The sequence below is a fragment of the Luteibacter sp. NPDC104163 genome (genome assembly GCF_055584245.1).
Genome location: NZ_JBVJMK010000005.1, coordinates 118,188 through 130,294, shown reverse-complemented (window position 1 = coordinate 130,294; position 12,107 = coordinate 118,188). Strand labels below are relative to the sequence as shown.

The 12,107-nt window shown below is 61.6% G+C and carries 8 protein-coding genes; 4 read left to right on the top strand and 4 right to left on the bottom strand.

The genetic code is table 11. The features are described 5' to 3' along the window. The first annotated feature begins 157 nt into the window (after positions 1 to 157). On the top strand, positions 158 to 1,309 hold the full coding sequence (locus ACZ6YI_RS08485; RefSeq protein ID WP_465778247.1) for an AI-2E family transporter: 1,152 nt from the start codon (positions 158 to 160) through the stop codon (positions 1,307 to 1,309). Between the two features lie 70 nt (positions 1,310 to 1,379). Here ACZ6YI_RS08485 and ACZ6YI_RS08480 read toward each other — a convergent pair whose 3' ends face one another. The 3 genes from ACZ6YI_RS08480 to ACZ6YI_RS08470 form a co-directional block, all read right to left on the bottom strand. Next, positions 1,380 to 4,826 (bottom strand): autotransporter family protein, encoded by a 3,447-nt coding sequence (locus tag ACZ6YI_RS08480; RefSeq protein ID WP_465778246.1) that lies wholly within the window; start codon positions 4,824 to 4,826, stop codon positions 1,380 to 1,382. Between the two features lie 640 nt (positions 4,827 to 5,466). After that, positions 5,467 to 5,742, bottom strand: a complete 276-nt coding sequence (locus ACZ6YI_RS08475) for a hypothetical protein (protein ID WP_465778245.1) — start codon at positions 5,740 to 5,742, stop codon at positions 5,467 to 5,469. Positions 5,743 to 6,317: 575 nt separating this feature from the next. Beyond that, positions 6,318 to 7,001 (bottom strand): response regulator transcription factor, encoded by a 684-nt coding sequence (locus ACZ6YI_RS08470; protein ID WP_465778244.1) that lies wholly within the window; start codon positions 6,999 to 7,001, stop codon positions 6,318 to 6,320. Positions 7,002 to 7,241: 240 nt separating this feature from the next. Here ACZ6YI_RS08470 and ACZ6YI_RS08465 point away from each other — a divergent pair, with 240 nt between their 5' ends. Both ACZ6YI_RS08465 and ACZ6YI_RS08460 read left to right on the top strand, forming a co-directional pair. Beyond that, on the top strand, positions 7,242 to 8,819 hold the full coding sequence (locus tag ACZ6YI_RS08465; protein ID WP_465778243.1) for an arylsulfatase: 1,578 nt from the start codon (positions 7,242 to 7,244) through the stop codon (positions 8,817 to 8,819). Between the two features lie 17 nt (positions 8,820 to 8,836). Beyond that, the gene (locus tag ACZ6YI_RS08460) at positions 8,837 to 10,474 is read left to right on the top strand and encodes a hypothetical protein (protein ID WP_465778242.1); all 1,638 of its coding nucleotides are present in this window, start codon (positions 8,837 to 8,839) and stop codon (positions 10,472 to 10,474) included. A gap of 372 nt (positions 10,475 to 10,846) precedes the next feature. On the opposite strand, the gene ACZ6YI_RS08455 is transcribed toward ACZ6YI_RS08460, so the two are convergent. Continuing rightward, the gene (locus ACZ6YI_RS08455) at positions 10,847 to 11,311 is read right to left on the bottom strand and encodes an Hsp20 family protein (protein ID WP_465778241.1); all 465 of its coding nucleotides are present in this window, start codon (positions 11,309 to 11,311) and stop codon (positions 10,847 to 10,849) included. Between the two features lie 328 nt (positions 11,312 to 11,639). Between ACZ6YI_RS08455 and ACZ6YI_RS08450 the strand changes: the two genes are divergently transcribed. Beyond that, the gene (locus tag ACZ6YI_RS08450; protein WP_465778240.1) at positions 11,640 to 12,104 is read left to right on the top strand and encodes a hemerythrin domain-containing protein; all 465 of its coding nucleotides are present in this window, start codon (positions 11,640 to 11,642) and stop codon (positions 12,102 to 12,104) included. The last annotated feature ends 3 nt before the right edge of the window (positions 12,105 to 12,107 follow it).

Here is a 12,107-nt window from a genome sequence, read left to right as displayed (position 1 = left end):
GCAAGAATGCGTGAGACCTGCTCGTTGCATCGATGTACGCACGAACCACGGCGTGAAACATGAATTCACGCCCCAGACATCGCTGTCACGCAGGGGAGGAGAAAGTACGTCAAGGCCGAGCACCCGCTGGGCCGGCTGATGGAGGGGAGAGCTACGCATGCCCGGAAATGCCCCGCCAACGCCCAAATTGGATATTCCGCCACGATCGGAAGCAGCGCCGGAGGAAATGCCGCTTCCAACCGACCCCAAGACAGCTTTTCTTGGAGCTCTCACGGTCATGGCTGCTCTGGCTTGCGCCTACGTTGCGCGAGAGTTCCTCTTACCAATCGTCTTAGCGTTCGTGCTCAAATTACTGCTTCAGCCGTTGATGCGCTTGCTCGCTCAATTGCGAGTGCCTCGCCCCGTTGCGGCGCTCTTGTTGATCCTGGCGTTATGGGCATTGCTAGTAGGCGTTGGCAGTATCCTGAGCGGCCCCGCGCAGAACTGGGCAAGTCGTCTCCCGGAGAGTCTTCCCCGGCTCCAAGAACGCGTCAAGTTCATCAGCGGCCCGCTAGACAGCATGAAGGACATGCTAACGCACGCGAAAGGTATGCTCGGGGCATCATCGCCCGAAGCCGCGGCGAACACGGCGCTCTCGGGCGCAGACATGCAAGGGGCCATAGTTGCTGGCGTCCAGACATTCGCGTCCGAGTTCCTCACGATGTTTCTCGTGCTTTTCTTTTTGCTCAACTCAGGGGATACGTTTTTACGCCGCTTGGTCGAGGTCATGCCCCGCTTTCGAGACAAGCGCCAAGTCATCGACATCGCATGGAAGGTCGAAGGCGATGTGTCGTCTTATCTCGTCACCATCACAGTAATGAACCTTCTGGTGGGGGTGGCCACGGGAGTGTCGATGTGGGCACTCGGATTGCAGGACCCACTACTCTGGGGATCGGTGGCATTCCTTCTTAATTACGTTCCTATCCTCGGGCCCCTCGTTGGCGTAGTGACCTTCCTGGGTGTGGGTATGCTCGCGTTAGATCCGCTGTGGAAGGCCTTCATGCCCATGGTGCTTTACGGGGCCATCCATATCTTGGAGGGCGAAACAATCACACCGATGCTTTTGGCGCGACGATTCACCCTCAATCCAGTGATTGTGATCATATCGCTGCTTTTCTGGGACTGGATGTGGGGCGTGCCAGGGGCGATCCTTGCGGTGCCCATGCTGGCGATCACGAAGATTCTCTGTGATGGCATACGGCCGTTGGCGGCATTTGGTCACTTTCTGGAGGGTGAGAAAGGCGCGTCAGTAGACGCCGAACAGGTCTAGGTGCCGATCTCGCGCCTTGGCCTACAATCTATTCTGCGTAGACCATTGTGCTGCGAAGACTGCCGTCGCATCACCAGTTCCACCGAAGTCCCACCTTGCCATCCCAGGCATCGAAGCTCACATTGAAGCCGCGCTGGTAGCCGACGTTCGCATAGACGGAGAAGTTCGCGTCGAGCTGCCAGGTCAAGCCGGCGTTGAGCTGCCACCAGTTGCCCTTGAGGTCGGCTTTGAAAGGCACGTATCCCTCCGCTGAAGAGAATTCCGTCACCGGCTGTCCGCGGAGTTCTCGCCACAGGTTCGCCCGCAGCCAACCGGTGAACAGGCGCCTTATGCCACCGCGATCAGGCTCGAGCGTCCAGGTGTTGGCCCAGCGTAGACCGACGCGTGCCGCCAGTGAATCCATGTTGCGAAAGCGAACGTTGGCCGCTGGGTCCGATGCCGAATCGCTATCCACTGTTTGATAGACGATTTGCGCCTGCGGCTCGAGGACACGAGTCTCGTCGTGGAACGGGTAACCGCCTTCCAATGAAGCAGCCCAGCCGAATCCCTGGCGCTGGAGCGTGTAATCGCCCAACGAGCGCGCCGTCGCCTTCGCCCAAGTGCCCTGCCAGATGGCATCGAGGTACGGTCCTTCCTGCCAGAAGTGAGTCCAGTACAGACCCAGTGACGTGGCCTTGACGGCGTCGCTGCCGGCATACACGCCGTTGAAATGCGTGACGTCACTCTGTATGCGCCCCTGCGCCGCATAGAAGCCGGCATGATCGCGCTGCTCGTTGTCATGCTCCTCGGCATAGACGTCCAGGCCCGCTTGCAGGGCGAGGAGATCGTAGTCGTAGTGCGGGCCCCCAGTTCCATAAATGCCGCGACGATCGCCGTCCGCGTCCCCGCTCTCCCCAACGACGCGGACCCATGCACCGTTGAGGGTGGTCCGGGAGCGCAGGTCATCGCGGTCGCGTAACTGCTCCTCCTCGCCGATGCGCTCATGCATATTGCCGAGGGTTGCCCAGCCGTAGCGGAGCGCCAGAGCGGGCAGCGCGGTGTACAGCGAGACCTCCGCCCTGTACTCGGGTGGTGCAAGCGGTGACGGCTGGGGGCCCGGCGGTGTGGGAACGGGCGCCGGTGGGTCCGGGGTCGGCGCAGGCGGCGTCGGCGCAGGGGGAGCTGCCGGATCCGGGTCCGGTATTGGCCCTGGGGGCGTCGGCGGCGGAGGCGGCGCCGGGGGCGCGGGCGGTTCGGGCGGGGCGGGTGGATTGGGACCGGGGCACGGGGGCGAGGGCGCACCCGCCGCCGAACAGTCAAGCGCACTGCGCAGGAACCAGAAATCCCCTACGTCGCCCGTACTACCGCCACGTGCAAGTCGATACTCGTAGGGGCCCGCAGCCACGCGCCCCGCGAGGGAGAACGCGCCCGGAGCGGTGGTTCCGCCGGATTCGACTTCGACCACCGGAATGCCGTCGGCCGTGGTCAACGCGCCGGCGCCGCCGGCGTTGGTAACGCTCAAGTGGGTCGTCCCACTGGCCGTGCCACCGATGATGACGAGCTTGTCGGACGGTGAATTGTCCAGGCCCAGAAAGGTATGGATACTCAGCGTGCCGCCGTTGCCCTCATAATTGCGCACAAAAAGCGTCTTATAGACATCGTTAGTCGGGGTCGTGAACTCGACGAGACCGGCGTTGGTCAACCGCTGGGTTAACAGGGAATCGGCGGGAATGGTCCAGGTGCTCGTGCCATCGACGTCAACATTGCTTGCGTAGTAGGCCTGCCCAGTCCAGTGCGATTGGTCCGCCAGATGAAGGTTGGCGGTGCTGTTGCTGTCCGCCTCGGCGAGCCCATTGAGTTCGACGCCGCCGTTCGCGTATACATCGGCCACGGTCGGCTGTTTTTGCACGGCGTTCGGATAGCGATACGCGTAAAGCAAAGCGTCCTGGCCGCTCACTCGTGCGCCCCCATCGAGATCCACGCGGAGCGGGCCTTCAGCGTCGATGGCGGTGGCTTCGGTCGACAGCACCCCGCCACTCATTGAGAACTGGTTGGTGAGCGCGGTCGACCAGTTCCGCGAGAACACACCGGAGGTGCTGCTCCCGGTGGCAGTCACCGTCGTCCGCGCCAGTGCAATGGTCGCCGGGGTCAGTGCGGTCGAGGTGGGCGGATTGTCAAAAGTGTATAGCAATGCGGCAGCATTTCCGCCCTGGGTCGTCACGGTCGAATCCGCGCCGGTAATCGTGCCGTTGGAAAAGGCTTCGAGCCCGAACGAGCCGGGTCCGGTTGTGGTAATGGTATTGCCGAAAAGGTCAATGCGGCTGGGAACGGTACCGTTCAATCCAGCGTAGGCGCCGACACCGTTCGTTGAGCTGACGTTAACGGTCGTGCCCGTACTCGAGATAGACCCGCCGTCTGCCTTAAGGCCAGCGATGAGCGATGAGCCCGTGACACTGAAGGTGGAGCCGACGGAACCGGACGTGCTTACAAGCCGGCCACTGGTCAGGGTGTAGAACGCTGCATTCGTCGAAGCGGCGACGTTGATGGTGTTGGTGCCGGTGAGCGTGATGATACTGCCGTCACGGGCCCATGCCCCGGTGGCCGCGCCGTTGCCCAACACGGAGAAGCTGTCGAGCGCCACGCTGCTGCCTTTGATGGCAACGATGCCGGTACCGGAAGCCCCGGACGTCTGCGTGCCGTCGAAACGCACGACGAGACCGGAGCCGAGGACGCCCGCCGCGATGACGGTGTTGTCGGCCGTCACGCCAATGCTGCTCGGTCCGTTCATCTGAAGCGTGGTGGACGGCGCCAACGCCACCTGGCCACCGTTGTAGACATACATACCCATCGAGCCCGACCCCGTCATCGTTACGAAGGGGGCGAGGGTTGTGTCAATGCGGCTGCCTGCCCCCGACGCGCCCAAGGCCACTGCGTTGATCGCCGCCGTGCTGATTCGGTTGACCCCGGACAAATGAATCACACCGTCGGATTCGGCGATCGCACCATGGCCGGCGGTAACATTGGCCGACGCCGTCGCGATGTTGGTCACGCGCGTGCTATTCACGTTCAAGATCCCACCGCCAATGGCGACCAGCCCGGCGCCCACCCCTGTCGTACCGAGATTGCCGCCGGTCAGGTCCACCAGGCTGTTCGCGCCGTTCGCAATGACCGCGTGGCCGCCCGTGGTAAACACGTTGATGCCCCGGAGCACATTGACAGTGCCACCATTGACGAAGAGTCCATTACCGTTGACGGTACCAAAATAGATGGTGCCGGGCTGCGGCCCTGCTTGCATATTCACGACGAGGGTTCCGGCGGTTACCTGGACAGCAGGGCTCGCGCCTGTCGTTGCGATGGTGGTGTTGCCGACCACCGTCGTCGTACCCGAACTAACATTGAGCGTCGCGTCGTAACTGCCAGGGCCTACCGTCGTCTGCGCGGTCGCGTTAAGACCCACAAGGGACGCGATCAGACAACCTGACATGACGGAGTTCAGGCGATAGCTCCGGGACGCCTCCTTGATCTGTCGCCTGCCCATCAGCGCTGCTCCATAGTTCCCCTGACGTGACGCTCAATTAGCGTGCGGAAAGCAGATGCGCGCCACGGTAGTCGGGCGGCAACAGGTCTGCGTATAAATACCTACGTGTTCATGTATGCACGTTGCCTGGCTCTCCGGTCTTCCGCCGCAGGGCTCCTTCTTTTGGATGCAAAGGACGCCCCGCCTGATGCGATGCGCAGGTTGGTTTTCGTCATGAATCGACGTGGACGACCTGCGCACGTCGAGCGGCCCTGATGGTCATGTCCAGCGGCGTCCCGCGCAAATGGATGGCCCTCTTCACTCGGCCCAGCGCCTACCGCGCCCACCGCGCTTTCGGGTCCCACACTCGGGGCCGGACGGTCACCGAAGATATGATCACCCTACGCAAAGCCGCCGTCTGTGGCGTAGGAATTGCCTGGTCGCCGTTGCCCCATATAATCGTGACCGATCAGCTACAAAGGGGCGAGTTGAAATGTTCTGCCAGGATCGTCGCCGAAAGTCGGCATCGTGTATGCGGTCTTTCCGTCGCGCCGCGGCTTGGTCCCGGCTGCGCGGCCACTCATTGAATTCCTCGCCGAGCGCCTGAACGAAGCAAGCTAAAGGTTCAGGCAACGGCTGAGGTAGATAGCCGCCTAGATGCCTAGACGCCTCGCTCCTCCGGCCCGCGGTCGAGCCAGCCATGGGGGCGATTCATCGCCCACTCGATTTCCCGGGCCATCTTATCGGGCATGGCTTCTCCCTTGCGGATAAGGGCGACGGTACCGAGGCGCAAGCCAAGGAACTGATCGACCAGTACCTTCGACTCGATACCGTCGCCGTCAAGTTCGCGAAGAAGCAGTTCAAGATTTGCCCGCCGGTTGCGCTGGGTCATTGCCGACAGGCTAACGTCGCGATTTTTATCAGGGTGGTCCGTCATGATGGATCCTCGGCACCATGGGAGGTTCGCAGCTAGCGCGCGCCATCGCGCAATGCAGGGCCGGAAGGCTCCCCTGGGGTGCTGCAATGGTCCGTTTGACTTTACCGTAGTCCGGCCTGAATTTCCCCTTAGGCCAAGGCGGAAAGAGCTTTGTGTTTGGCGGGTCAGAATCACGTGCCGGAAAGAAGGATCCGGTGTCGCAATGGTCTCGGCGTGCCAGATGGACCGTCCACAATGGCTCCGCATCAACGCCAGGGCGGGCCTTCCCCCAGCGGCCAGTCCACTTTTCTCTCCTCACTGCAGCAAGACCTAAACAGCGGCGAACACCGGATGGGTGGGCGACTTTACCCGCGTTGATCCGTTGGATCACCAAATGCATGCGGTGGCTAGCGCGGATCGGCCCCCGGTCATTGCAGGCCATCAGCGGTACCCGCATTCGCCGACAAGGTGGCAACTTGACCTAGGCGTCTCGGCTTACGCCACACAGTGATATCAATGCGGGTTAGGCGTGAGCTGTGATGCTAGCGAGGGCAGCGTCGCCATGCGCCGCAACCGGTAAGCACGTATGTGTTGCCCTAAGCAGTGCTACCCCCGTTGGGCGCCGGATGGCGAACGAGAGCACCGACGGCCTCGGCCTTGCGGACGAGTTCAATCGCGTTGTGTACGTCGAACAGCTGATACAGTTGAAAGCGGTGGGATTCAAGCGTTCGGACCGATACCCCTAGCTCCGCGGCAGCCACCTTGTTCCGGAGGCCTTTTGCAAGCAGCCCGAGCACCTGAGACTGGCGCCGAGAGAGTTGGTAGATGTCTTTGATCTGCCCCTTCACCACCGCTGAGGGGACGCAGGGGCTCACGAATGCGCCGCCAGCAAGACACTGCGCGACGCCCGCGACCAATTCGGCGCTACTGCCGCTTTTCACTATGTAGCCGGAGGCTCCGGAACGGATCGCTTTTGCTACCAGCGACGGTTCGCTCTGTCCGCTCACAAACACGAACGGGGTTTGGTTCCCCGCATCGCGAAGGCTGGCCAAGGCGTCGATGACACTGCCATCGGCCATTGCAACCTCCGAGACTACAATATCCGGCACATGCGTACTGACCGCGTCGGCGAGCGCCCGCACCGAGTTGGCCAGGGCGGCCACCTGGACGGTGCGGTCAAGGAGTCGGGACAATGCCTCACTGACCATTCGGTGATGATCGGCAAGAACGGCCCGCGGCAGAACTGCCTCTATTTGCGGCTCCCCGCCATTGAAGTACATGCGCCCCCTCTGCTCGCGCCGCAACGGGCGCTAGCGTGCCTCGCGTTCATCCGGCGCGTCTGCCGAACATTTACTTAGACAATTTCGGCCGCGTTGCCGCCTCGCCCGTACCCCGCAAATAGTCGTCGCTGTTCGCGCGGGACCGTAATTCTACCTACGAATTACCGCTGTGTCTTCCGATGCGTAGCGGCCCGGACGCCATGGATCATGCGTCTCCAACCACGCAGAAGAGATATTCTCATGGAAGCGAAGTCCAAACCCAACATCCTGGTCATCATGGGTGACGATATCGGCTGGATGAACCCGAGTTGCTATCACCGCGGCATGATGGGCTACTGGACGCCCAACATCGACCGCATAGCCCATGAGGGCGCCCTGTTCACCGATTGGTACGGTCAGCAAAGCTGCACCGCGGGACGCGCGGCATTTATTACAGGGCAATGTCCAATACGCCCGGGCTTGACCAAGGTGGGACTGCCGGGCGCCGACATCGGCATCCAGGCAGAGGATCCAACGATTGCCGACGTGCTCGGCCCGCTTGGATACGTGTCCGGACAGTTTGGAAAGAATCATCTGGGCGACAAGAACAAGTACCTACCCACCGTTCACGGCTTCGCCGAATTCTTCGGCAACCTCTACCACCTCAATGCCGAAGAAGAACCTGAGGATCCGCAATACCCAAAGGATCCGCGTTTCAAGAGTTTGTTCGGACCGCGCGGCGTCCTGAGGGCGAGGGCCACCGACAAGGAGGATACAACCGACGAGCCGCGGCGGGGCACCGTCGGAAAGCAAGTCGTCGAGGACACCGGTCCGTTGACCAGAAAGCGCATGGAGACGGTCGACGAGGAGTTCGTTGCCGGTGCGCTGGATTTCATAGAGCGGCAGGCGAAAGCGGGGACGCCGTTCTTTTGCTACATGAACACCACGCGCATGCACGTTTGGACGCACCTGAAACCATCTTCACAGGGCGTGACGGGACTGGGTCTGTATCCCGATGGCATGGTCGAACTGGACGGATTCGTCGGCCAGTTCCTCGACAAACTGGATGCACTTGGCATTACGCAGGATACCATCGTCGTGTTCACCACCGACAACGGCGCTGAGGTGCTCAGCTATCCCGATGGTGGCCAAACGCCCTTCCGCGGTGAAAAAGCCACGAACTGGGAGGGTGCCTTTCGTGTGCCGATGGTGATCCGCTGGCCGGGCGTGATCGAACCCGGCTCGGTCATCAATGATATTTGCGCACACGAAGATCTTCTGCCCACCTTCGCCGCTGCGGCCGGTGACACCACGGTGAAGGAGCGTCTGCTCAAAGGCACGTCGTTGGGCGACAAATCCTTTCATGTTCACCTTGATGGCTACAACCTCAAGGACGCGCTACAGGCGCACCGCAATGGCCCGGTGAAAAAAGCAGAAGGTGCCGCGACAGGGCTGAGTTTCTCGGAACACTGGCCGCGCCAGGAGTTCATTTATTGGAACGACGATGGCCAACTGTGCGGCATACGATTGAAGAACATCAAACTGAACTTTCTTCAGCAGCTGCACAAGGGGCTCGACGTCTGGACGCGCGAATTCACCAACTACCGCATCCCACGCGCCTATAACCTCCGTTCGGATCCTTTCGAGCGAGCGGACGAGACCGGTCTGCCGTTCCAGACGTCCAATCAACTGTTTTTCATTGTCCCCGCCCAAGCGGTTGTGGCCAGATGGTTGCAGTCGTTTAACGAATTTCCGCCTCGGCAGAAGTCGGCGAGCTTCAACGTTGACGACGTCGTTGAGAAGATTATGGATGCGGCGGCGAAAGGTCCTGGCCGCTAATATATCGGGAGAGTGCTATGACTATGTTCCGGATATGGCCGGCGCTGCTGGTGTTGGGCACGAGCGCCTTGGGCGGGTCGCCGGTAGCGATGGGCCAGAACGCACCCAACATGCCCGCCAGGAACCCTTGGCTCGCCGATAGCGTCTATCCCACTTCGCACTTTAATCCGGCGGCCACCGATGCGGTAGGGATCGCCGGACCGACGGCCGGCAAGAAGCTCACGGCGTCGGATGTCAAAACCGTGCCGACACTGATCACCTCGAACCCCACGATGAAACACGTAGGCACGGATATTGTTGCCTTTGCCAGCGGCGCGATCGGCGTGCAAAAGATCCTGGTGACAGGAAACGCATTTGAACCTATCGGGACGTTGAAACCGTATCCTGGCTTTGAATCCGCGGCGCAGAAAGCGACGCCCGCTGCGCTCGAGCGTTCCTTGGCGAAGCTGGATGCCGCATACCGGGCGAAAGATGAAAAGGCCATCCTCCGCGGCCTAACGTCCCTGGGTGAGGCTGGACTCAATATGCAAAGCGGTATCAACGGCGTGTACAACCTATTCGACAAGGACGGCTTTCATTACTGCGTGTTCGGTGGCACGAAGGTATTGAAGAGCACGGACGATAATGTCGTGCGGGGACCGATCCGCACGGTCAAGACCGCCGACGTGGCCAAGGCTTTGCCAGCGGATGTGGCAAAGGGGGTGACTCGAATCATTGGCCTCAACATGACCTATGACGGCTACCTGGCGGCCGCCGCGCCAGGCGCACTGATCATGCTCGATCGCGACCTGAACGTGAAATCGTACGTAGTTTTTGGCGACGAAGCCGTCGACAACAGCATCGTCATCGACGACAAGAATGGCATCTACGTGGTCACGTCAAAGCGCATGCTTAAAGTGGTCTGGAATGGTCAGAAGTTATCGACCGACGAGAAGGATGGCGCCTGGTCCAGCGAGTATGACAGCGTGCCGGGTGAGCAAGCCCTCGCGATGGGCGCCATCTCGCGTGGCTCGGGAACCACGCCAAGCCTGATGGGCTTCGGCAACGACCCGGACAAGCTCGTGGTTATCGCCGACGCGGCCGAAGGCGGCGCAAATGCGGTCGCCTTCTGGCGCGATGCGATCCCTACCGACTTTAAGCAAAAGCCTGGAACGAAGTCCCGGCGCATTGCCGATCAGGCACGGATCGAGATCAGCAGGCTCACAATCGAGCCATCGCCTAACGTGCTCGGTTATGGCGTGGCGTTCCTCAACAGCACCTATCCCAAGCCATTGCCCGCCGGCCCGGGAAACGCGTTCACCGGTGGCGTGACGCGCCCTGCCCCGCTCGGCATCGAAAAGTTTACCTGGAACCCCTCCACGCACGCCTTCGAGAAAGCATGGATCAACCCCAGGATCGACAATACCGACATCATGGTCCCTGTGGTATCCGCCGCAACCGGCCTCATGTATGCCGCCCACAAAGAAAATGGTGTGTACGAATATGTCGGCATTGACTGGATGAATGGCCGAATCAAGGCCCGCTGGCCGTTTCCGAACGATAGCCGGCGCTGGAATGCACTGGGCGGTATCACCACCATCATGCAGAACGGTGACCTGTTGATCGGTGGCGTGTTTACGATCAAGCGCGTGATCGTCGGCTCCAGCGCCGAGTAGCGGCCACGGCCCCTCCGTCGCAGTCACTGCGCTTCGGACGGGGTTCGCGGTGCTCGCCCGTCTCGGGGACCTCTTCCCGGGCCATCCGAACGCTGCACGGCAGCGTGGGCCCAGAACCCACAGTGCATATCGACGCCCGGAAAAACACTCAGGCCGGTTCGCTTCCGGCATCGGCCAAGGCCGCCTTGCGGATTCACCGTGTCTGGCAGGTAGTGACGACACGCCACGCACTCGCGGCGGGTGGGTCGACGCGGGGGGCGCCGGGAATCCACCCATGCGAGGTCGTCGGCGGTGACGCACCACTGCGGGTTCGAGTCCGTCGGTTTTGCCATCAAAAAATCCCGCCTCCCGGGCGGGAGGCGGGCCTCTCTATCAGGCAACGTTGCGCTCTATGTGACGCAATGATTCCCCCCGCTCCGGCGCGACGCTCACCGGAATGGTCCGCGGCTTCTCGGCCTCGGGAAGCTCTCGCGCCAGATCGATGGTAAGCAAGCCGTGGGCAAGGGTCGCTCCGGTCACCTCCATGTGTTCGGCGAGCTGGAAGCGGCGGCAGAACACCCGAGCGGCGATACCTCGGTGCAGGTAGTGGCCCTGGGGTTCTGACTTGCGCTCACCGCTAACGATGAGTGCGCCCTTGTGGACGGTCACGGCTACCTCGTCGTCGGTGAACCCGGGCACGGCGATCGTCAGGCGGAAGCGGTCGTCGGAAAGACGGATGGAGTCAAAGGGCGGGAAGTCATCTCCCTGCCGCTGTGCCGTGGCCTCCAGCAGGTCGAAGACGCGGTCAAGACCCGTGGCTGCACGGTTGAGCGGGGCGATGTCGAAATGAGTACGCATGGCAGATCCTCCGAGAGTGCAAGGACATGGAATGGGTGCTCGCCTGTCGTCCAGGCCAGGCCGGCAGCTGCCGGCGATAGGCAGATAGGGCTTTGCCACGCGTCTTCAAGGGGCCTGATTCACCCTTCGTTTAGCCACCAGAAAAAGGCTGAGGCTACGCAGTGACGGCCACGCCAGCCCCCCGCCTTGGCGTCGCCGGGACGGTCACGGGCTCGTGCAGCGTGCCGCGCTGGCGCGCGTTGTCTTTGGCCGCAGCGATCTACTCGACACGGGCGTCACGACTCGCTTGCCACCCTCGCCTCTCCCAGCCACCGCCCGGAGATGCCCAATGGACGCTATCGCTCTTTTGAAGCAGGACCATGTGCTCGTGAAGGAATTGCTGGGCAGCCTTGCCGAGTCGACCACGCGCGCCGTCAAGAAACGCGGCGAGCTGCTTCGTCAGATTGCCACGAACCTGAAAGCGCATACCACTATCGAGGAAGAGATTTTCTACCCGGCGTTTAAGGCGGCGGGCCAGAAGGAGGAGGCCAAGATGTATTTCGAGGCCCTCGAAGAGCACCGTGCTGCCGAGGACCTTGTCCTGCCGGATCTGCTCAACACCGACCCCTCGACGGAGCAATTCTCAGGTCGTGCCAAGGTCCTCAAGGAGCTCATTGAACACCACATTGAGGAAGAGGAGTCGGAAATGTTCAAGGACGCAAAGAAATTGCTTAGTAAAACGCAGCTCGGGGAACTGGGCGAGGCGATGCTCGCCCGCAAGCAAGAGCTTCTGGCCGAGTTCAAGCGCGGCTGACCC

Excerpts from the sequence above, each read along its gene's own strand:
- ACZ6YI_RS08480 (WP_465778246.1), bottom strand. The coding sequence starts at position 4,826 with ATGGGCAGGCGACAGATCAAGGAGGCGTCCCGGAGCTATCGCCTGAAC.
- ACZ6YI_RS08475 (WP_465778245.1), bottom strand. The coding sequence starts at position 5,742 with ATGACGGACCACCCTGATAAAAATCGCGACGTTAGCCTGTCGGCAATG.
- ACZ6YI_RS08460 (WP_465778242.1), top strand. The coding sequence starts at position 8,837 with ATGACTATGTTCCGGATATGGCCGGCGCTGCTGGTGTTGGGCACGAGC.
- ACZ6YI_RS08465 (WP_465778243.1), top strand. The coding sequence starts at position 7,242 with ATGGAAGCGAAGTCCAAACCCAACATCCTGGTCATCATGGGTGACGAT.
- ACZ6YI_RS08455 (WP_465778241.1), bottom strand. The coding sequence starts at position 11,311 with ATGCGTACTCATTTCGACATCGCCCCGCTCAACCGTGCAGCCACGGGT.
- ACZ6YI_RS08485 (WP_465778247.1), top strand. The coding sequence starts at position 158 with ATGCCCGGAAATGCCCCGCCAACGCCCAAATTGGATATTCCGCCACGA.
- ACZ6YI_RS08450 (WP_465778240.1), top strand. The coding sequence starts at position 11,640 with ATGGACGCTATCGCTCTTTTGAAGCAGGACCATGTGCTCGTGAAGGAA.
- ACZ6YI_RS08470 (WP_465778244.1), bottom strand. The coding sequence starts at position 7,001 with ATGTACTTCAATGGCGGGGAGCCGCAAATAGAGGCAGTTCTGCCGCGG.